We start from the raw sequence: 21,887 nt of genomic DNA, 5'->3' as shown, positions 1-21,887 counted from the left end.
CCTCTTAATAACCAAAAACAAACACCTTAATAGCTCTATTTCGCTATTAAGGTGTTTCTATCAATTTCATTCAAATAATCCCATACTCAAATAACGCTCACCTGTATCAGGTGCAATACATAAAACTTTTTTACCAGCGCCTAATCGTTTCGCTATCATAATTGCTGCGTAAACAGAAGCTCCTGAAGATGGCCCTACTAATAAGCCTTCTTGTCTTGCTAAATTTCTCATTGTCGTTAATGCCTCTTCATCTGCAATTTGAATAATTTCGTTATACACTTCTGTATTTAAGTTTTTTGGAATAAAACCAGGACTTGTTCCTACTAGTTTATGAGGGCCTGGAACACCGCCAGATAACACTGGTGATCCTTTCGGTTCTACTACTGCAATATATAAGTTTGGTAGTTTCTCTTTTAATGTTTCACCGGTCCCTGTAATTGTTCCACCCGTCCCCGCCGTTGCTACAAATGCATCAAGCTCTCCATCCATTTGTTCATAAATTTCAAGTGCAGTCGTATAACGATGTATATTCGGGTTTGCTGGATTTTCAAATTGCTGCGGAATAAAACTATTTGAAATTTCTTTTTGTAACGCTACCGCCTTCGCAATCGCTCCTGGCATTCTTTGTTCTGCTGGTGTTAAAACTACTTCTGCGCCGTATGCTTTCAATAAATTAATACGCTCTTTGGACATATTATCTGGCATAATTAAAATCGCTTTATATCCTTTAGCAGCTGCATTCATCGCTAAGCCAATTCCTGTATTTCCACTTGTCGGTTCAATAATTGTATCACCAGGTTTTATAAGTCCCTTTTCCTCAGCGGCATGAAGTAAATTATAAGCTGCACGATCTTTCACACTGCGTGACGGATTAAACATTTCCAGTTTTACATACACATCCGCTGCGTCCTCTGGAATAAATTTAGATAATCGGACGACAGGTGTATCTCCTATTAATTCTGTAACGTTTTCACATAATTTCATAGCGCATCCCCTATTCTATCGTTTTCTTATCATTCGGCAGTAACCATGAAGTAAGTCCAATTAATGGTAAACAACTACATAATAGCATAATAAATTGAAGGCTATATATATCAGCTAATTTTCCAAGGACTACAGCACCTAATGCTCCAAGACCAAACGCAAGGCCAACAATCAATCCTGATACCATCCCTACTTTTCCAGGAACAAGCTCTTGTGCATATACAACAATTACACTAAAACTACTTGAACTAATAAAACCAATACATAAAAATAATGGTACAACCCACACGAGCGAAACGTGAGGTAGTAAAAGCGCAAGCGGTGCTGAACCGAGCATTGAAAATACAATTATCTTTTTCTTACCGAATTTATCTGCTAACGGACCACCAAAGAAAGTACCTAATACACCAGCAATCATAAAAGCAAAGACGAAATACTGTGCGTTTTTTATAGATAATCCATAATGCTCTATTAAATAAAATTGATAGAAATTCCCGATACCAGCACCGTACCAAGAACGTACAAATGTTAGAAAAACAAGAAGTATAATAACAAATTTAATATGTGTACTTACAATTGCATTTTCCGCCTCAAGTGCAGCCCTCTTTTTCCTTCTTACAGCACCAGTGGCTAATTCATTTTTATACCAATTTGATACAAAAATTAGTAATACAATTCCTACTGCTGCAAAGGCTGTAAAACCTAAAGAACCAATTTGACCAAGCGGGACGAAAATTAATGCTGTAAAAATAGGTGCTAGAGAATTCCCTGTGTTTCCTCCCACTTGATAAATCGCTTGTGCTAAACCACGTTTGGCACCTGCCGCCATATAAGCAACGCGGGCACCTTCTGGATGAAAGACTGCGGAACCTAATCCAATAAATAAAACAGAAATAATAACAATAATAAAATTCGGGGCAAACGCGAGCCCAATCATCCCAAGCATGCTCGAAAACATACCGAGTGGTAATAAAAATGGTGACGGCTTCTTATCTGAATACATACCAAAAACCGGTTGCATAATCGATGAAGTCATATTTAACGCGAACGCTATCCACCCTACTTGCATGTAGGATAAATTCATCGTTTTTTCCAAAATAGGAAACAACGCCGGCACAACTGCTTGCATCGAATCATTCAAAAAATGTCCGAAACTAATCGCAAATAATATTCGATATATCGTTGGTGTTTCCGCTGCACTTTTTTGTGAAACTGCCTGCATATACGAATCTCTCCTTCCCGTACAAAATATATATTTATTACAGTAAGTGTAATAAATTCTGAGTTTTGAAACATTTCTATTCTATACTGGTTTCATTTCTTTTTCCAGAAATATCACTTCATAAATATTAAATTTTCCCTATCTGTTTTATCAGATTTATTTATATGAACTCTCTGTACTTTCTTTTATACTAAGTTAGGACGACGGGAAGGCTTGCAATTATGAAGAAAAAGACGACCCTAAAACATATTAGGATCGCCTTTTTTATTAAATAGCAAAACGCTTATACTTCTCATAATCACTCGTCTTACATTCTAGTGCAATTTTCGTACCTTCGTTTTCATAACTCGTAGATAAAACGTGCGCATGATTGTTGAAATACGAAACTACCTGTCCTTGATCATATGGAATTAACATTTCACACTTCGTATACTCTTTATAAATGTGTGAGCGAACTAATTCTACAAGCTCTTCAATTCCAACATGTCTCTTCGCAGATAGATACACGCGATCTTCTTGCACTTTCGGAATTTCAACATCTACCATATCTGATTTGTTGTATGCATAAATCGTCGGGATATTTTCCACGCCAATTTTCTTTAACGTTTCATTTGTAATATCAATTAATTGCTCATAATTGGGATTTGAATAATCTACAACGTGAATGAGTAAATCTGCTTCCGCCACTTCCTCTAGCGTTGAACGGAATGCTTTCACAAGATGATGCGGTAATTTACTTACAAATCCAACAGTATCCGTTAATAAAAATGATTTATTATCCGGCAAATCAATATTTCGTACAGATGTCTCTAACGTCGCAAATAACATATCTTTTTCAAATACTTGTTTTTCTACAGTACCATTAAAAATTTCAAGCATTGTATTCATTATTGTTGATTTACCTGCATTCGTATATCCTACTAATGACACAACTGGCATTTCATTTTTCTTACGTTGTTTACGCTGCGTTTGACGCTGTGCAACAAGTGCCTCTAATTCTTTATTTAGAGCCGCAATTTGTTCTTCAATTTTACGACGGTCTAATTCCAACTTCTTCTCACCGACACCTTTATTTTTCGTGCCAACTCCCCCGCTCTGTCTTCCTAACGATTCACGAAGACCGATTAAACGAGGCATCATGTACTGAAGATGGGCCACTTCTACTTGTAACTGCGCTTCTTTCGTTTTCGCACGTTGCGCAAAGATATCTAAAATTAAAATGGTACGATCAATTACTTTACAATCTAAATCCTCTTCTAAATTTCGAATTTGTGAAGGAGATAATTCGTCATTAAAGATGACCATATTTGCATCTGCTTCTTTCACATACGCTGCTACTTCTTCAATCTTCCCTTTTCCAATATAATGCGACGGATTTACTCGTTGTAAATTTTGCGTCACTTGACCGATTACTTCCACATCACAAGCTTCCGTAAGATTTGCTAACTCTTCCATCGAATATGCAAAATCAGCTTCATTACCTAAATTTACTCCAACTAATATTGCTCTTTGTAATAATTCTTCCATATATTTATTCCTCCATTTCGATTACGCAAAATAAAAAACACAGGTCACTGCCTGTGTTTTCGTAAACGGATAAGGGTTCACCAAAGAAATAGAAGAAAGCAGTGCTTTCATTCTATAACATGGTCAAAAAGTCCCAAGATAGTATACGTATCCAACAAGTGTTCACCTATACTATCCCATTCTATTTATAAAGGCAAAACAAAAAGAGGGCGTATTCGTCCCTCCCTCTTTTTCACATATAAGCTTAATAAAAAGGGTTCCTTTAAAATAGGCAGACCAATCCCGTTCACTCTGTACACAGACAGAGCCTTTGAGCGCTATTCAATTATTGGCACAAAGTATTGAGACGTAATCTGATTAAGATCAAAGGAAGCCCCTCCGTTCATTTTAAGTTACATAAAGTGTAGCATAAGTAATTCGCTTTCACAAGATTAAACCACCCATAGAAACAGAAAGAAAATCTTTGTATTTTTACTTTAATCGTCATTTTTTGCGCGTTCTTCTTACAATAAAAATCACAAGAGCTACTATCAGTAACAGACCTATAGAAATGGTAACAACTTGCCACCAACTTAAACCACTCACCATTTCATCTTTTAAATCGACTTTCTTCGTCGGAACAGCTTCCTTCGCAATATGACTTAACGTATTTCTCTCCATCTCTGCCTCATCTAATCTCTTCGTTCCACTGCACATAGATGTCTCTAATTTTCCCTCCCCTCTATAAGAAGAAAAAACTAAATACTCTCCTCCCTCTGCAAAACGAAATGCACAGCTACTTACATTTGTATATATAATAACTTGCGAAGAACTTGTCCCTTTCCAAATTTTCTTCACTTCAAATAATGTTTTCATTCTTCCGTCCTTCTCTTGAACTTCTAATACATTACCTTCAAACACTACATCATTATTTTGTAACCTCTCTTCTGGTGATGCTTTCGTACAATCACAAGCATAAGACTTCTCTGGTAAAATAAAATAAGTAAAGCTACAAATTAAAACAAGAGACAATACATATACGATTCTTTTCAAGAATCTCAAACCCTTCATTATCAATTTTAGAAGCTTTCCGTATATTATTTGGACATCACTCCTCAAACCCCTTTCTGTTCATTAAAATATATTGATTTTATTAAACAGAAAATCTTTATTGACATTTTTATAACCTGATATTAGTATCAGGTTATAAAAACAAGTTAGGAGATGTTCTTATGAATTCTCAATCTCGTATTACTGCAATTGGTACTTATGTTCCAGATCAAATATTATCTAATAATGATTTAGAAAAGATGATCGATACGAATGATGAATGGATTGTGCAAAGAACAGGAATGAAGGAAAGAAGGATTGCTAACAAAGAAGAATACTCCTCACACTTAGCCATTAAAGCAATCGAAAATTTGTGTACAACATATAAGAAAAACTTAGAAGATATTGACTGTATCATCGTCGCTACAACTACTGCTGACTATGTTTTCCCTAGTGTTGCTTGCCAAATACAACAATACTTCAACATACCTCATACACTAGCTTTTGATTTAAATGCGACTTGCGCTGGTTTCACATACGGACTGCATGTCGGTAATAGCTTAATCACTTCTGGATCACATGAAAAAGTACTCGTCATAGCGACAGAGACATTATCTAAAGTTACTGATTACACCGATAGAACGACCTGTATTTTGTTCGGTGATGGCGCTGGAGCTATTTTATTAGAAAGAGATGAAAATAAACCAAGCTTTATCGCTGCTCACATGGGAACAAATGGTGCTGGTGGCATTCATCTATACAGAACAAACTTATCTACTACTATGAATGGCACACCACTGCAAACAAATGAAAAAATCGTTCAAAACGGAAGAGAAGTATATAAATGGGCAACACGCACAGTGCCAGCAGGTATAAAAGAACTATTACATACCACAAATATGCAAATAGATGATATAGACTGGTTCGTACCACACAGTGTTAACTTACGGATGATTGAATCTATTTGCGAGAAAACTGAAATTCCAATTCAAAAAACTTTAACCAGCGTAAAATACATGGGCAATACATCTTCAGCTTCCATTCCACTCGCTTTAGATTTAGCTAGAAAAGAAGGGAAATTAAATAACGGAGATACACTTTTACTGTACGGTTTTGGCGGTGGTCTTACGCATTTAGGGCTTATTGTGGAGTGGGGTTTAGACTAACACTTTTTATACAGCTAACATTACGGTAAATGAAATTATATAAACGATTCCAGTTAAACTATTAGTTAATCACAAAAAGCGGCATTCAAGGATTTATTAGCTCCCTTTGAACGCCGCTTCTTTCATTTAAATTTTATTTACCTGTCCGAGACCATATCACAATTGGAATAAGCAGTAAGGCTACAGCCCCTCCCGCTAATGATAATGCCGCATAACTGGAATTAGCTACTACCATTCCTGACATCGCTCCACCTGAAGCTCCGGCTAACGCAATAAAAACATCTATTTTCCCTTGTGTTTTAGCACGTGTAGAAGGAGTTGTGGAGTCAACGATTTGAGCTGTACCACTAATCAATCCAAGGTTCCACCCTAATCCAAGTAAAGAAAGAGCAACAATTAATAATAGTAAAGAATCACTCGGTGCTATCGCAGCTATGACACCCGCTGCAAGTAAAATCATCCCACCAGCTATACTCATCGTAGTACGGCCAATTTTATCAATTAACATTCCTGTAACAAGCGATGGAAGGTACATTGCCCCTACGTGGAATCCAATGACTAGCCCTACTTCACTTAGTCCATGACCATGGTGTCCCATATGTACTGGCGTCATAGTCATAATCGCAACCATCACTATTTGAGTAAGTATCATTACGATTGCTCCAACAGTAACACCACGTTTATTTTCTATCTTTTCTTCTGTTACTGGTTGCCCTTTATATGTATGTTCTTGTTTATATGTTTCTATTATGTTAGCGATAATTAACGGGTCTGGACGAAGCATAACAAAAAGAACAAGACCCGCAAGTATAAATGCCGCTGCTGATAATATGAACGGACCAGCAAGGTTAGGAATTCCAATTGAATCAGCAAAATTCCCCATTACACCTACTAAATTTGGACCAGCTACCGCACCAAAAGTCGTCATAACCATCGTAATACTAATAGCAGTTGCTCGCTGCTTCTTATCTGCTAAATCGGTACCAGCATAACGAGCTTGTAGATTCGTCGCTGTACCTGCACCGTATATGAGTAAAGAAACTAGTAAAAGAATAATACTATTTGTTAACGCAGCCAATACAACTCCAATAGCCCCTAGTCCCCCTACTATAAACCCTGTTGCAAGTCCTATTCGGCGACCATATTTCTGCGATAACTTCCCCACAAAGAAAGCCGCTACCGCAGATCCCATCGTAAACATAGCAGCCGGTAATCCTGCATATGCATCTGTTCCAAGCATTTGCTGCGCAAGAAGTGCACCTACTGTAATTCCAGCAGCTAACCCCGCTCCGCCAAACATTTGTGAAATACTTACGATTAGTAACGTTCGTTTATATAATTTTTGTTGGTCTTCTTCTGTATACATATGGTTACTTATTGAAGCATCCGCCTTACCTAGCATTTTTTCACCCTCCTTTTGAAATTAATTCCTCTTGTTAATGTACTATAAAACAACAAAATCCCAAAATTTAAAGCGCTTAAATTTATCCATATTTCGTTACTCCTACACCTTAAATAATGCTAAGTTCCTTTCGTGAGAAACTTAGCAAAAAAAATTATTGTTTCCAAATAATGATTAAAGTGCGATTTATTATAAATACCATTCCAAGAATAATAGCTAAGGTTATTTGATCAACAACGTATAGAGCAACCGAGATAACTCCAAACAATATAATTTCCAACATAAACCTATATGGTTCTGGCAGTTTTAATGATGCTTTAGGTGCAATGAAAATCCCCCATATTGTCGCAAAAAGTAGTGGTGAGCCAATTGCAAAAATAAATTTCACATATACACTTTCCCAAAATTGAAAGCCCCAGTAACATAGTGATGCAAGAGCACATAATTCTAGAAAAAATCGAATCGCTAAATTTATAGGTTTTATAAACATTTAAAGAACACCCCTTTGAAAAATATATTTAAAATCCTATGAAAATAATATTATGCATCCGTTATTTGAACTTGATACGTGCCCATTCATGACATGTAAAAAACAATTATACATCTTATTAATATTATTCAGTTTATCTTTCTAAACTTCGAAAACTTGACCTTGACGGATAATGAATGAAAGCAAATACTTAATGACAGTGATACATATGCATATAATCACAAAATAAAGAACTCCACGGTTTACGTTTCGCCCATTACCGAGGAGTTCCCAAAATAACTCTATAAATTTTTTTGACAGCTAACGTTCCATAAATAAAATGCGATTCATATTTAGCCTATTCCCTTACTACTCTTTCTTAAAGCTTCCCCTTCCTAAAACAACAAACTTACTACAGCACAAACTAAAATAATTGGTACACTCGCTTTATATAAATATATAAAATACTTCCAACTAAAAAGCTGTCTTGTAATTTGGTAAAACCAAATTACAAGACAGCTTCCCTTCATATTTCCTATACAAACCTTTTTACTATTTGACTCCTGCATCTTGCACAGATTTAATTTCCTTTTTCTTACCTTCTTTTATTTCATAATAATACGAAGGTAATTCTATATTATGTTCTAAGAAATAATCTTCAATTAATGAAATAATCACTTTCAATGTTTTCAAACGAGCGTATAATTTATCATTACTCGCAATAATATTCCATTTCGCATTCGGTTTATTTGTGTTTTCAAACATGTCTTCCATTGCTTCTACATACTCATCCCATTTTTCACGATTACGCCAGTCTTCGTCTGTAATTTTCCATCTTTTAAGAGGATTGTTCTCTCTTTCTTTAAACCTCTTTAATTGTTCATCTTTACTAATATGATAGAAAAACTTTCCTATTATGTAATGATCATCAGTTAATAGTTTTTCGAAATCATTAATTTCACCATACGCTCTCGTCCACTCTTCTTTTGTAGCAAAACCTTCAACACGTTCAACTAATACACGCCCATACCATGAACGGTCGAATATAGTAATTTGCCCATATTGAGGTAGTTTCCGCCAAAAACGTTGTAAATAATGATACCTTTTTTCATGAGGAGCAGGCGCGCCAATTGGATTTACTTGGAATCCACGTGGGTCAAGATGTTCAGTCAATCGCTTAATTGCTCCGCCTTTACCTGCTGCATCCCACCCTTCCATAACGAGCATAACAGCGATTTTTTCTTCTTTTAAAATTTGCTGTAGTGCTAATAAGCGCATTTGATATTTTTCAAGTTTCTTATTGTACTTAGATTTTGATTCAATTTTTTTCGTTAAATCTACATTGACAAGATATCCATTTTCCATAAACCAAATCCCCCTTGTTGTAAGACAATGTTATTTTAACATATTATTGGGAATTTTTTCGCATTAGAAAAAAACTGTGTAGAAAAACCTCTACACAGCTTCCTTCTCTAATTGCACATCTACTTCAATATTCTCATTTTTATTTTTCACAGCTTTCATAAAGAATACAGCAGTTAAAATAACTGTAATAACCGCACCTACAATATACGATGTATTTAGCGGAATATTAAAACCAATTTTCGCATTTAAAATATAAACAACTGTCATGAGCGTCATAAATATCGCTGGAATTAAAGAAACGATATACTGTTTTCCTTTTATAAATAAATACATCGTTCCAATCCATAACGCAATGGCTGCAGTCGATTGGTTAGCCCAAGAGAAATATCTCCATAGTAGTGTAAAGTCAATTTTCGTTAAACCATATGCAATAACAAATAATGGAATCGCAATAATTAAGCGATTTTTTAATTTTGTTTGATTGAAATGGAAGTAATCCGCAATAATAGAACGTGCCGCACGGAATGCTGTGTCTCCAGATGTAATTGGTAATACAATGACACCAAGAACAGCTATTGTGCCACCCACAGCACCTAACATCGTCTTCGAGATTTCACTTACAACCGCAGCTGGTGTACCCGATTTAATTAGCTCATTTAATTCACCGTAAGAGAAAATACTCATTGCCGCAGCTGCCCAGATCATTGCAATTATCGCTTCTGCAATCATCATACCGAAAAATACATAACGGCCATGTTTCTCCGTTTGAAGTGTACGTGAAATAATTGGTGATTGTGTTGCGTGGAATCCTGATAAGGCACCACACGTAATCGTCAACATTAATAATGGGAAAATAGGTGCATTGTCTGGATGCATATTTTCAAACGTTAGCTCTGGAATCGGAGAGCCTTTTATTATCATCATTCCCCCTATGCCAATAGCACTTATTAGCAATAATGCACCTAATACCGGATAAATTTTACCAATAATTTTATCAATCGGTAAGATAGTCGATAAAATATAATATATGAAAATTACAGATAAAATAATAGTTATTGATACTTTCCCTTGCAATACGATATCAAGTAATGATGCTGGTGTTGTTATAAACACAGTTCCTACTAATACTAAAAGTAAAAGTGAAAAGATATTTACAATATGTCTCATTGCATTTCCTAAAAATTTCCCTGCTAATTCAGGAATATGCGCCCCTTTATTTCGAATAGAAATCATCCCTGTAAGATAATCATGAACAGCCCCTGCAAAAATCGCTCCGATAACGATCCAAACAAATGCAACTGGACCATATAAAGCACCTAATATTGGTCCGAATATAGGACCAGTACCTGCAATATTAAGTAATTGAATCATAGAATTCTTTCGCCTATCCATAGGTACATAATCTATCCCATCTTGATTCACATAAGCTGGTGTCTTTCTTGAATAATTTACTCCAAATATCTTTTCAATAAACTTTCCATATGTAAAATAACCGATTATCAATACGACGATTGATACTAAAAATGTAATCACGTCTATCCCCTCCCCTTCAGAAAGCATTTTCTGATTTCTATATAAGAAATCGCTTTCAATTTATTCTAGCATATTTAACTATATTAAATAAATGATTTATACGGAATTTTTAGTATATTCTTTTTATAAGATAAAAAACAGCCTCTCTTATTTACAATGCCACCTTACATTATATGGTATATTTTTTCCCAAAGAGAAGATAATAACCAATAAATCCATTAAAGAATGGGAGCTCTATAAAGATGAAACGAAAAATATTTTCCCTCTTTGCACTAATCTGTTTAGCACTACCAATACAAGCTAGTGCATACACATTTCAATCACTACCAATTGCGTCAAAGTCTAAACAGTGGTATATCGAAATTGACAAATCTCATAACTCAAACAAGCAAGCAGTACAGCCAAAACACGGTGTATATGATACGTATAGTTTATTCGTAAAAAACATCGGTAATGATGTCTCAAATGTATCAGTGGAAATACTTGATAACACACCTACATCTAAAGCTACTTTTAATCCTAATACATCAAATAACAACGTTTCAAAAAGTCATACAAGCTTTGACTACATGGTATTCCCATTAGACTTTAATAGCCATAATTTTAAAGTCGTCATTACTTGGGAAGAAAAAAAATTCTCTTACAACGGCCATCCAGTAAATGAGAGTAAAAAAATGAAACAAACATTTGTGTTTAATGAAGAGTAAGCCCTAATTTGATTAGGGCTTACTCTTTATTTACAAAACCCGATTGAATTGCTTCTGTCAATTCTCTTGCAATATGTATTTTTGTAGCGTCTACACAAACTTTTTTGTCCCAAACATGTACAGAAGGCCCTTCATTAGACAAATGCTTAATTAAGATGAATCGATTATATGCCATTTTACTTTCTATAGGAGTCGCAATATACACCGTAAAATTCTTTGCTGCAAATACCTTTTCTCCCAAAACATATTTACAACCTAACTCACCTATTACTAAATCATGTAGGTTTTCTATAGTCATATACCATATCCCCCTTTTAGCCTACATAATCAATCGAACCGCCGAATATTTGGTACAGACAATGCCATTCCAATTGTTATGAGTACTAAAATAGCTAGCATTATAATTGTTATCTTTCCACCTATTACAGTAGCTAACCAGCCTACAACCACATACCCTAATGGTAATAAAGCAAATGAACCTAACATATCAAGGCTTGCCACTCTTCCAAAAGCTTCTTCTGGTACAAGCTCTTGTAAACTTGTTTCCCAAATGAGCCCAAATATCATCATACCGAATCCTTCCATTGCCATTAAAGCTATTAAAGCAGGTGCCCAAGAAACGAAAGGCATAATTAATAGTGCTATTCCACTTATTAACACACCACCATATGCTAGTAATCCCCTCTTCCGCCACTGCTGCCTCCCACCAAAAATTAGTGCTGCAATTACAGCTCCAGCACCAGAAGAAGCCATACCCAATCCATATACGTAAGCTTCAAAATGATGATGAACATTAAACAACCATGGAATTAATACAACGATAATTCCTGCATAACAAATATTTATGAAAGAAAAGACTAAAATTGTAATCCATAGCCACGGATGACTTTTTAGAACAAGAATCCCTTCCATAAAATCTTTTTTGTAATTGACTTTATTTCTTTCAAATTTCTGTACTTTATTAAACTTTATTTCTCTTAAAAATAATAAACATAAAAATGATAGCAAATACGTTACTGCATCCAGTCCAAATCCTATTCCAGCAGATGCAACTGAAACGATTAATCCTCCAAGAGCCGGTCCAATTAGTCGTATACCTTGATTACTCATTTGCGTTAATGCATTAGCTGCATTTCGAATTTCCGGTACAAATACTTTTGCTCTTACAGCTGAATACGCCGGCTGAAATATACCTTCCATAAGTCCATATAACGCAACCAGTACATATAAAAGTGGAATTGTTAAAACGTCCATAAATATAAGTGTTGCGAATAACATCATTAATATGCAGCGGATTATATCTGTAAATAACATCAATTTCACCCGGTCAATTCGATCCACGACTAATCCAGCAAACGGTAACGCAAGAATATTAGGAAGCATGTACATTGCCATAGTCATTCCCATTACAACTGTTGAACCAGTTAATGAATATACAACGACTGGCAGAATAACCATCGTTACCGAACTACCTAAAGTCGAAAGTAATTGCCCAAGCCATAAAAACTTAAAGTGTGGTGACACTTTAACTGGCAATAACAATTTACCGACATAACCTAAATTCTTCTCTGTCGGTATTTCTCCTTGCATATCTCTCTCCTCCTTTCAAATCAAGTTAATATCTAGGGTTAAACACAGAAAATTCAAACTTCAATACTTTTAATTATATACGAAACTGTTAATCATCGGTAAAAATATAAAAAGAAAATCATAATGAATCAACAAATATTACGTGTTGAATACAAATAAAAAAGGTGTTTTCATATATGAAAACACCTTTTTTATTTATAATTTTAAGTTCTTCTTCAATGTCCAATACTTTTCTTGAGCATTTTCAAATGAGAATTCTACCCAGCCATTTGGATCTTCACGATATACATTTACTTTTTTACCATTCTCTAATTTTCCAACTTCATTTTGTGTAACATTTGGTACACTCTTAATTGGATTGTTAAACGGGAATGGAACTTGATAGTAAGATCCTACTGATTGAACAGTAGCTTTCGCATCTTTCGCATAATCTTTATATGGAATTGCTTCACCTAATGCCTCTACATTTAATGTATTAGGGTTTTTCGGCAATCGGTTTACATTTTGATAATCTTTGTTATTGAAAGGCTTAATACGCTCCATAATATTGGCGATTTTGCCAGCCCATTCTTTGTCAGTTGAATACATTACATTCATCGCAGGTAATGTGTAACCGTTGAAATACTTAGCACCTTGTTCTAAGTAATTCTTTCTCACATAATCAGCATTGTATGAAATACTTAATCCATAAGATGGTAAGTATTTTGCATGTGCGAATGGGTCCCAATCATACGCTCGTAGTCCAAATAAATTATGTTTACGATATGCAATTTCTGATTTCCCGTATCCAGACTCTAAGATTGCATGTGCTGCTAAATATAAAGAGTTCACGCCATACTCGTTTTGCGCTTTAATAAAGTCTTGTCCAACTCCAACAAGCGGACTATCGGGATGATATCTTTTAATATAATTATCAATCTCTTGAGGTGTTACATTAGAAGGTAATGTTACATCTAAATCGATATATGATGCCATGGCATTATATAAAAATTGCGCATATTCTTCACGTGTTAAGACACTAGTTGGATTAAATGCACCTGCACCATTACCTGCAGCAACGCCGTTAGACTCTAATGCACTAATCGCATCATTTGCCCAATGATTTTTCGGAACATCATTAAATGTATGATTAGCTTTTACTTTTAGTTTAAAAGCTTTCTGTAAAATTACAGCCATTTCAGCACGAGTTAAAGATTCTTTCGGTCTAAATGTTCCTTTACCGTCACCTACGAAAATCCCCATATCTGTTAAAGCTAAAATTTCTTTTCGGAACATTGTTGTCCCTTCGCTAATATCAGAGTATGGATTTTTATACTCGCTTTTCGCTTCTGGCTTTAATGCACGATATATTAATGCGGCTACTTGCTCACGATTTACAATATCCCCAAATCCAAACTTACCATTATCATATCCTGCAATAATTTCTTTTGACGTTAAATTAGTAATTGCCTTATATGACCAATGACCTTTCGGAACGTCTGGAAATTCCTTTTCAGCTGCAAATGAAGTTGCTGGAGCCATCACTACTTGAAGTGCGACTGTCACTGCTAACACATTAGAAATAATTTTTTTCATATTTTTTAACACGTTATGTATATGCTTGTCCCGTGTTAACTTGCCTCCCTTTATAATAAAATTTTCCCTATTAAACTAACAAACTCTTAATTTAATTAGTCAACAGTAAAAGTATACGTGATAAAAATAAACTAATCTACCATTATTTTATTTATAATCAGCATAATACGATATATCTTTTTATTTCGATACAAAATTATATAAACACATATAAAAAGCCCATCTCTATATAGACGATGGGCTTAACAAACGATGTTTTTTATTTAGCTAAACGATACTTTGAAACATTGAAACCTTTCCACTCATAATAATCTAAAATACCAGCATAAACTGCCTCTGCAGCAATTTGTCTTCCTGATTCAGTAGCTAATTTGCCATTATCTATATTATTATCAATAAAGGCAAGCTCTGTTAAAACTGCTGGTACTGTATTTTTATTTACTACATAAAATGAATGATCATCTTTTATATCTCTATCTCTTGTATGTAGTGCCTCTACTACTCGCTTTTGAATTTTTTTCGCTAATACTTCGCTATCCTTTTCAATCTGTGTCTCTTCTCCACGCTTGGATTTTTTATAATAATATGTTTCCGTTCCATGACCATCATGATTTTCAGAAGAGTTTGCATGAATGCTTACAAATATATCTGCATTGTTCTCTTGACCAAATTTCACTCGATTCACAAGAGACTCATTCTTGTTACTTCCTGGATTTCCGTTCTCTTCACGTGTTAACAAAGCTTTTAAAGGTGTATTTTTTTCTAACAATTGCTGTAATCTTAAAGATATATCAAATACAATTTTACTTTCCTCTACACCTTGTCCTGGATTCCCTGGATCAAATCCTCCATGACCAGGATCAATAATAACTACCTTTTCTACTAAAGGGTTACCTATTTTAAGAGAATCTGCCTTTTTAATAAATTGAGCTGCCTCTGCTTTAGTTAGAATTTTTTCAGGCTCCCATTTATCACCAGTACCAACAGAAATCCCTAATTCAACTAGGATGTTAGCTTTTGCTTTACCCCAGCTTTTTTCTAAATCACTGAATTTAGTTGCTGGAGTACCATTTACTTTAGAATCTAATCTGTAAGCTTCTACAATAAGAGAGGCCATTGAAACCCGGTCAATTTTCCCAGTTGGATCAAATACACCTGGCCCTTTCCCTTTAACAACACCAGCTTTTTCTACAGCTGCGATGTATGGGGTATACCATCCGTTTTGAGAGTCAACGAAAGATGGTTTAGCATCTTTATCGAATGGTAAGTTTAAGATTTTAGCCATCATTGTAGCTGCTTCTGCACGAGTGATCTCTTTTCCAGGCTCGAACATTCCTTTCTCGTTACCTGTAACTGCGCCTTTTTCTGCTAAGTAGTTAATAGAATCTTCTGCCCAGTGCCCTGCTTGGACATCTGGAAACGTTTTTATTTGTGCGAAACTACTAGATGAATAAGATAATATACTAGCTGCGATTATTCCTGCTGCGATTATTCTATTTTTCATAGAATATATTCCCCTCTCAAGTACAATGTTTTTATATAACAGACTAATTATAGTTCTGAAAATTAGTAATAGTCAATTGTGATTTGTATAATTTTGTATTATTATTGTATTTTTTGTCATACATAACTATAGTTAAAAACTATAAGGTTTTATAAGAGGAGAGATTCGTATGAGCAAGAATTGGAAAGATATAGAACACCGCATTTATACAATGTGTATGATTCAGTGGAATAATGAAGTATTGCTAATACAGCGCCCCGATCATCTAGGCTTCCCTGGTTACATCGCTCCTGGTGGTAAAGTAGATTTCCCAGAAAGTATCGTTCAAGCCGCTAAACGAGAAGTAAAAGAAGAAACTGGATTACTTGTTTCAAATTTAACTTTTAAGGGATTAGATGAATACGTAAATCCGAAAGAAAATGTTCGATATATGGTATTTAATTATTGGACAGATTCATTTGAAGGTGAACTCCTTTTGAATCCTCCTGAAGGCGAATTATTATGGGTACCAATCGATACAGCACTAAATCTTCCTATGCAAGATTGGTTTAAAGAAAGATTCCCATTATTTTTTGAAAAAAGTACGTTTGAAATTCAACGTGTTTGGGACCAAGACTTAGATAAACAAGTTGCTATGACAATTACGCATACATAAAAAAGCTTGGAATCTCTCCAAGCTTTTCTTACTTCTCTTCTATTTTCTTAATCTCATAATCAATTTCTAAAAACTTAACTCCGAATATCCACATTCGATGGTTAGCTGTTAATATTTGATCCTTGCCCTCTTTAATCATAAAAGTCTCTGCTAATGGTAAGCGTATTGTAAAGAAGCGAGTATGTAAGTATATCCCTTCATCTCCCTTACCATTTCTTCTCAGCTTACTAGTAATGATTAAATCATTACTCTTATTACATAATTTCAAAACTCCCGTCATATTCGAATATGGTAAAGGTAATCCAATATTCATATACGTCTCATTCTTATGTGTATGTTTTGAGTAAAGAGCTACAAAAATAGATTCTCCCGCTTCATTTTTTCTTAGCCAAGCCCTTACATTCTCTCTTCCATCCTTCTCATCTATTATCCCCATGATAGAGCCATGCATCGTTTCCCACTTGCCGCCCATTCCTAAATGTATTTGTCCTACACGCTTACTCATTTTTGCATAACAAAATGCAACCGGGTGGAACCAACGAGTCCATTTAATATGCGATTGTAACTGATACTCTTTTGTATTTTCATAAAAACGAATAATACTTAAAGGAATCTTCATCGCGTCAAATGCCTCACTATGAAAATCATTCATTTTATCAACTAAACCTTTGTATTCCTTGCTATCTATTAAATTTCTGTTATGTAAAAATGCTTCACCAACTGTCGCAGTTCCTCTTAACCTGCTCATTGGTTTCCCGTAATATTTATAATTCGGAGTACTCTTTTCAATCATCCAGCCAACAAATGCTGGTAACGCTACTCCAATTCCATTTACCACTCCGTGAATCCAGACCATTTGTGCAATTGTAATCGTCATTACTTGTTTGAAATTTCCGTATGAATATATGAGTGAAAACATTATTGTTACCATAAGTGTACTAGAAGAAAGAACTAAAAGTACCTTTGCACTTATAGCATTGAATTTCGTTTTCCATACGTAAATCCCATATCCATAAATGGCACATAAATATATGAATACTGCAAAGAATTCAAACGTCCTCGAATACGTAATTCCTATTGCAACCGTCATTGGAGAAATGACGATGATAAAAATAATAGCATCATATACTTTACTTCTCTTTTCTCTTTTCCTCCCAATTAAACCAGCTGATAACGGCAATAGAAATGCCGAATAATGAAAGTGTGCAGCTGTAAGCAAAACAATGTCGGAACTAAAGTGCATAATGGAAAGCTTTGCTACAGAAGCAAAAAACCAGAAACCACCTAAAAACAAATACATAAACGCACTATCGATAGCTGTCTCCTCTAACGGTTTCAATCCTCTTTCTAGCAATCTACTTACACCAAATAACGCAACGACTGCAGTATATGCAAACCAAATTAGCGCAAAGAAATAGTGATTTGTTATGAAAGCTAGCATTGCACTGATTGCTGCGATTGGATATAAAAACGCTACAAATTTATAAAATAATACATACGATCCATTTCTTTTTTTCTTGTCAATAATACAAAAAGACATCGGTATAAATAACAAAATAGATAACAATATAATTGCTTCAACAGGATTTACATTCGACCACTCGTAAATTAGAAATATAATATAACAAGCAAGCCCAAATAGTATATTTTTCATCTCGTATATTTCCTTTCCACAAATGTCCCCTTATAGGAAAATAGTGAGCCAATTAACGGATTTCGTACTTGTACATGAATTCGAAAGCATTGTAGTGTTTCATCATAACTTTCTACAATTTTCGCCTCTCCGTATAAAAATCTAGGTAACGGTATTTTTCTTCCAAACATAAAAAACCATTGTTTCTTTGAAGAAATATGCATCCCGCCCTTTTCATCAATATAAAAATTCAATGTAGAAACGAGTAAATGTGGCTCACCAAAATAATCTACAATTTCATTATTCTCTTCATCCAGCTGCATAACAGCGTTAAAATATCTTTTCTTATTATGAAAATAAAAAGTACGATTCCACCGTACAAATTCTTTCCCCTGTTCATCTCGCTCAGCGGTATTATGTATCGTAAATGGCACCTTCTTTCCTCGCTCAGAGAAAAACATTCGAAACTTCGATGCAATTTTCAAAATTAATTTAACGAAAAAAGAGCCACCGTAAATTTCATCCATTTCCCCTTCTCCTGTAAAACTATTCTCTTCTGTAATCGCATATCGCTTCTGTAATTTTGGATGAAGATTTTTATAGGTATCTCCTAATAATCTCTCATAAATATTAACCATACATTTATCCCTTTCTCTTCCTCTTGCAATTTTTTGCGCTTGGCAAATTAGTGCAATTCATATAACCGACAATCGATAACCCTATTAAAAGAAGGTTTAATGTAATTGGATTAAATGGTTGCGTAAAACTAGCGATATTCGTCGATCCTGCCGCTAATGTTAAAACTATCAACAATATAATATGCAATATAAATAGTTTTCGCTTTTGAAGTGGCAATAGCCACATAACACCCCATATTATTTCTAAAAATCCAACTATTTTAAGTATAAAAATACTACTTTCATTCGATCCGATTAGTGCAGAAAGCATCTTTACTTCTTCTGAATGAGTAAACATCAATTTTGGTACAATCCCTTGATATAACCATACGAAGGCAAATAGAAAGCAAACGAGCCAATACGTCATTGTTCTTCTAATTAGCAACTTAGGATGAAGTCCCTTTTCTAACCATAATTTTAAAGCATCAAAACTCCATGCTGTCGCCCAACCTAATAAGGGTCGAAAAACATATGAATCTATCATATTTCCTATACGACCAAACCTTGTATCATAATCATATTGCGTCTCAAAATAAATATGTTCTTTACGCGGTGTATACTTCCAATAACCACGCCCCATTTGAATAAGTGATAATTTATTATCTGTCCAAAATTTTAAAGAAGAAATCCGTTCACCCGTTTCTTTTCTTATTTCTCCTATCGATTCCCCTTCACCAGCTATTTCAAGTCCAAATCCAATTTTAGTTTTATATAAAAACTTCTGCGGTTCTCCTTCTTTTTTCTCTAAATACGAAATTTCAGTAAAGCGAGCATCCCATTCTGTGTGTATATCTGGTTCCTGTGTATATCCCCATAATTTTTCCATTGTTGTGTTCATTTCTGCTGAAACATAAATAGGCTTTTTCCCCTTCATTCTTCCACCTCCTATGCACTATAAATTTAATGTACATGCTATGAATTTATTTTGCTACACTTTTCACAAACTAACCCCCAAAAAAGATGGAATTTTTAAAAAATATACAAAACACTTGATTCCCTGAAAAATTTAAATTATTATAAAACAAATGTTACCAACAACTTTATAAATCAAACACTCTCGCCTAAAACGTGAGATAGAGGTTGCAACGCTTATAAGTATTCTAAAGGAGACACAGAGATGTCTATGAATTTAGAAGAAAGGAAGTGTTGCCGAAATTGATAAATTTCTCTGCATTTATCGATTGGGGCTGTTTTCGAATAGAAACAGAACTGTCATATGTACAGACATGTACGTGTGAAGAGCTATCTACAAAAAAGAGATATCATTTTTTATGATATTCCTTTTTTGGCGGTTTTTTTATTAGCTCCGTTTTCTGTTTCCCTTTTCCTGTAACAGCACCATCCTCACTTATTTGAGATGGTGTTTTTTGTTTTTCTCTCTGGTAACTACAGGAATATTGGGATTTGTATATGTCCTAACCTATTCTTAAAAATGGACGAAAGAAGGAATTCGTAATGGAAACGATTGTACAAAAGTTTGGCGGTACTTCTGTTGGAAGCGTCGAACGCATTCAACATGTAGCAAATTTAATTATTGAAGAATATGAACGAGGACATAGCATTGTCTCTGTCGTTTCAGCAATGGGAAAAAGTACAGATGAACTTGTCGCACTTGCTAACGCTATTACTGAAAATCCAAGTAAACGTGAAATGGATATGCTCCTATCTACAGGAGAACAAGTAACCATTTCATTATTAACAATGGCACTACAAACAAAAGGTTATAACGCAATTTCATTAACAGGGTGGCAAGCTGGTATTACGACAGAATCTGTACATAGTAGTGCACGGATTACTGACATTCATACAGATCGAATTCAGTCTTATCTTACTGAAGGTACGATTGTTATTGTAGCTGGCTTCCAAGGCGTTAGTGAAAAACATGAAATTACAACGCTTGGACGCGGTGGTTCTGATACGACTGCTGTTGCATTAGCAGCGGCATTAAAAGCAAAAAAATGTGATATTTATACGGATGTGACCGGCGTATATACGACTGATCCACGCGTTGTACAAGATGCTTATAAATTAGATGAAATTTCTTATGACGAAATGTTAGAGCTTGCCAATCTCGGTGCTGGCGTGTTACACCCACGCGCTGTTGAATTTGCTAAAAATCATAATGTAGTTTTAGAAGTACGATCAAGTATGGAACAAGAAAACGGAACAATTGTAAGGGGAGAATGTAACATGGAACAACAATCAATCGTTAAAGGTATTGCATTTGAGGATAATATTACACGCGTCACAATTAAAGGATTAGAACAAGGTGCACTTTCAACAGTTTTCTCTACATTAGCAGTGGCACATATTAATGTAGATATTATTATTCAAAGTATTACAAATGAAGGAACTGTTCACCTCTCTTTCTCAATCCATTCTAATGATTTAAGAGAAACATTAGAAGTATTGGAACAAAATCAAGAAGCACTTCACTATGAATCTGTAGAATATGAAAACCATTTAGCAAAAGTATCAATTGTAGGATCAGGTATGGTATCTAACCCAGGTGTCGCTGCGAATATGTTTACTACTTTAAAAGAAGGCGGTATTCATATTAAAATGGTAAGTACATCGGAAATTAAAGTATCAGTTGTAATTGACCGTATTCACTTAGTAGATGGTGTTGAAGCACTACATCAATCATTTATGGCGAAAATTGAGCCTTTAGTGCAAATGAGCTAATTTCCACCGGTAAAACTTACAATAAATTATATGAATCTATTTCCTACCTATATAAATAGAAAGCTGTTTGCATTGTATAGAGTGACAAGAAAGTTATTTACGTTAAAATAAAGTCGTTTACAACAATCGGGCCATTTAATGGCGTACAGGATAGGAATATTTTG

At 34.8% G+C, this 21,887-nt stretch carries 19 protein-coding genes and 1 riboswitch; of the genes, 4 read left to right on the top strand and 15 right to left on the bottom strand.

The window, feature by feature from the left end; all coding sequences use genetic code 11:
• Positions 1–66 precede the first annotated feature (66 nt).
• The 4 genes from cysK to BAU23_RS06330 form a co-directional block, all read right to left on the bottom strand.
• The gene (cysK, locus tag BAU23_RS06345) at positions 67–984 is read right to left on the bottom strand and encodes a cysteine synthase A (RefSeq protein ID WP_071733798.1); all 918 of its coding nucleotides are present in this window, start codon (positions 982–984) and stop codon (positions 67–69) included.
• 10 nt (positions 985–994) lie between these two features.
• Positions 995–2,206 carry an MFS transporter gene (locus BAU23_RS06340; protein ID WP_071733796.1) on the bottom strand — a complete coding sequence of 404 codons (1,212 nt, stop codon included), beginning with the start codon at positions 2,204–2,206 and terminating at the stop codon, positions 995–997.
• A 267-nt stretch (positions 2,207–2,473) separates the two neighbouring features.
• Positions 2,474–3,733 carry a GTPase HflX gene (hflX, locus tag BAU23_RS06335; RefSeq protein ID WP_071733794.1) on the bottom strand — a complete coding sequence of 420 codons (1,260 nt, stop codon included), beginning with the start codon at positions 3,731–3,733 and terminating at the stop codon, positions 2,474–2,476.
• Positions 3,734–4,216: 483 nt separating this feature from the next.
• A complete protein-coding gene (locus BAU23_RS06330) occupies positions 4,217–4,765 on the bottom strand; it encodes a hypothetical protein (protein WP_016129116.1) in 549 nt (182 codons plus the stop codon).
• A gap of 179 nt (positions 4,766–4,944) precedes the next feature.
• On the opposite strand from BAU23_RS06330, the gene BAU23_RS06325 reads away from it, so the two are divergent.
• A complete protein-coding gene (locus BAU23_RS06325) occupies positions 4,945–5,928 on the top strand; it encodes a ketoacyl-ACP synthase III (RefSeq protein WP_016129115.1) in 984 nt (327 codons plus the stop codon).
• Positions 5,929–6,061: 133 nt separating this feature from the next.
• On the opposite strand, the gene BAU23_RS06320 is transcribed toward BAU23_RS06325, so the two are convergent.
• The 4 genes from BAU23_RS06320 to BAU23_RS06305 form a co-directional block, all read right to left on the bottom strand.
• Positions 6,062–7,330, bottom strand: a complete 1,269-nt coding sequence (locus BAU23_RS06320; RefSeq protein ID WP_071733793.1) for an MFS transporter — start codon at positions 7,328–7,330, stop codon at positions 6,062–6,064.
• A gap of 154 nt (positions 7,331–7,484) precedes the next feature.
• A complete protein-coding gene (locus tag BAU23_RS06315; RefSeq protein ID WP_000470085.1) occupies positions 7,485–7,820 on the bottom strand; it encodes a YrdB family protein in 336 nt (111 codons plus the stop codon).
• A 531-nt stretch (positions 7,821–8,351) separates the two neighbouring features.
• Positions 8,352–9,164: a polyphosphate kinase 2 family protein gene (locus BAU23_RS06310; RefSeq protein WP_000427399.1), complete on the bottom strand. Its 813-nt coding sequence runs from the start codon at positions 9,162–9,164 to the stop codon at positions 8,352–8,354.
• 90 nt (positions 9,165–9,254) lie between these two features.
• A complete protein-coding gene (locus tag BAU23_RS06305) occupies positions 9,255–10,697 on the bottom strand; it encodes a carbon starvation CstA family protein (RefSeq protein ID WP_000627651.1) in 1,443 nt (480 codons plus the stop codon).
• Between the two features lie 242 nt (positions 10,698–10,939).
• Between BAU23_RS06305 and BAU23_RS06300 the strand changes: the two genes are divergently transcribed.
• Positions 10,940–11,404, top strand: coding sequence for a hypothetical protein (locus BAU23_RS06300; RefSeq protein ID WP_000823167.1), 465 nt, complete (start codon positions 10,940–10,942; stop codon positions 11,402–11,404).
• Positions 11,405–11,423: 19 nt separating this feature from the next.
• Here BAU23_RS06300 and BAU23_RS06295 read toward each other — a convergent pair whose 3' ends face one another.
• The 4 genes from BAU23_RS06295 to BAU23_RS06280 all read right to left on the bottom strand — a co-directional run bounded on the left by BAU23_RS06295 (position 11,424) and on the right by BAU23_RS06280 (position 16,073).
• Positions 11,424–11,702 (bottom strand): hypothetical protein, encoded by a 279-nt coding sequence (locus BAU23_RS06295; protein ID WP_016129112.1) that lies wholly within the window; start codon positions 11,700–11,702, stop codon positions 11,424–11,426.
• A gap of 29 nt (positions 11,703–11,731) precedes the next feature.
• On the bottom strand, positions 11,732–12,994 hold the full coding sequence (locus BAU23_RS06290) for an MFS transporter (RefSeq protein ID WP_001161148.1): 1,263 nt from the start codon (positions 12,992–12,994) through the stop codon (positions 11,732–11,734).
• Positions 12,995–13,189: 195 nt separating this feature from the next.
• Positions 13,190–14,569: an S-layer homology domain-containing protein gene (locus BAU23_RS06285; RefSeq protein WP_016129111.1), complete on the bottom strand. Its 1,380-nt coding sequence runs from the start codon at positions 14,567–14,569 to the stop codon at positions 13,190–13,192.
• Positions 14,570–14,828: 259 nt separating this feature from the next.
• Positions 14,829–16,073, bottom strand: coding sequence for an N-acetylmuramoyl-L-alanine amidase (locus BAU23_RS06280; protein WP_000797219.1), 1,245 nt, complete (start codon positions 16,071–16,073; stop codon positions 14,829–14,831).
• 169 nt (positions 16,074–16,242) lie between these two features.
• Here BAU23_RS06280 and BAU23_RS06275 point away from each other — a divergent pair, with 169 nt between their 5' ends.
• Complete coding sequence (locus BAU23_RS06275) at positions 16,243–16,728, top strand: 8-oxo-dGTP diphosphatase (protein ID WP_000042286.1); 486 nt, start codon at positions 16,243–16,245, stop codon at positions 16,726–16,728.
• 28 nt (positions 16,729–16,756) lie between these two features.
• On the opposite strand, the gene BAU23_RS06270 is transcribed toward BAU23_RS06275, so the two are convergent.
• From BAU23_RS06270 to BAU23_RS06260, 3 genes are read right to left on the bottom strand one after another with little or no spacing between them, the layout of a single operon-like run.
• On the bottom strand, positions 16,757–18,382 hold the full coding sequence (locus tag BAU23_RS06270) for a YndJ family protein (RefSeq protein ID WP_071733791.1): 1,626 nt from the start codon (positions 18,380–18,382) through the stop codon (positions 16,757–16,759).
• Positions 18,379–18,999: a DUF4166 domain-containing protein gene (locus BAU23_RS06265; protein WP_000247280.1), complete on the bottom strand. Its 621-nt coding sequence runs from the start codon at positions 18,997–18,999 to the stop codon at positions 18,379–18,381. The genes BAU23_RS06270 and BAU23_RS06265 overlap by 4 nt, the downstream gene beginning before the upstream one ends.
• 4 nt (positions 19,000–19,003) lie before the next feature.
• Positions 19,004–19,912 (bottom strand): DoxX-like family protein, encoded by a 909-nt coding sequence (locus BAU23_RS06260; RefSeq protein ID WP_000676663.1) that lies wholly within the window; start codon positions 19,910–19,912, stop codon positions 19,004–19,006.
• A gap of 192 nt (positions 19,913–20,104) precedes the next feature.
• A riboswitch (Lysine riboswitch) is annotated at positions 20,105–20,291 on the top strand.
• A gap of 202 nt (positions 20,292–20,493) precedes the next feature.
• On the opposite strand from BAU23_RS06260, the gene BAU23_RS06250 reads away from it, so the two are divergent.
• Positions 20,494–21,723 (top strand): aspartate kinase, encoded by a 1,230-nt coding sequence (locus tag BAU23_RS06250; RefSeq protein WP_071733789.1) that lies wholly within the window; start codon positions 20,494–20,496, stop codon positions 21,721–21,723.
• Positions 21,724–21,887: the final 164 nt, after the last annotated feature.

Source organism: Bacillus nitratireducens (genome assembly GCF_001884135.1).
Classification (GTDB): Bacteria; Bacillota; Bacilli; order Bacillales; family Bacillaceae_G; genus Bacillus_A; species Bacillus_A nitratireducens.
The sequence above is the reverse complement of the archived record's forward strand: the minus strand, read 5'-3'. Positions and strand labels throughout refer to the sequence as shown.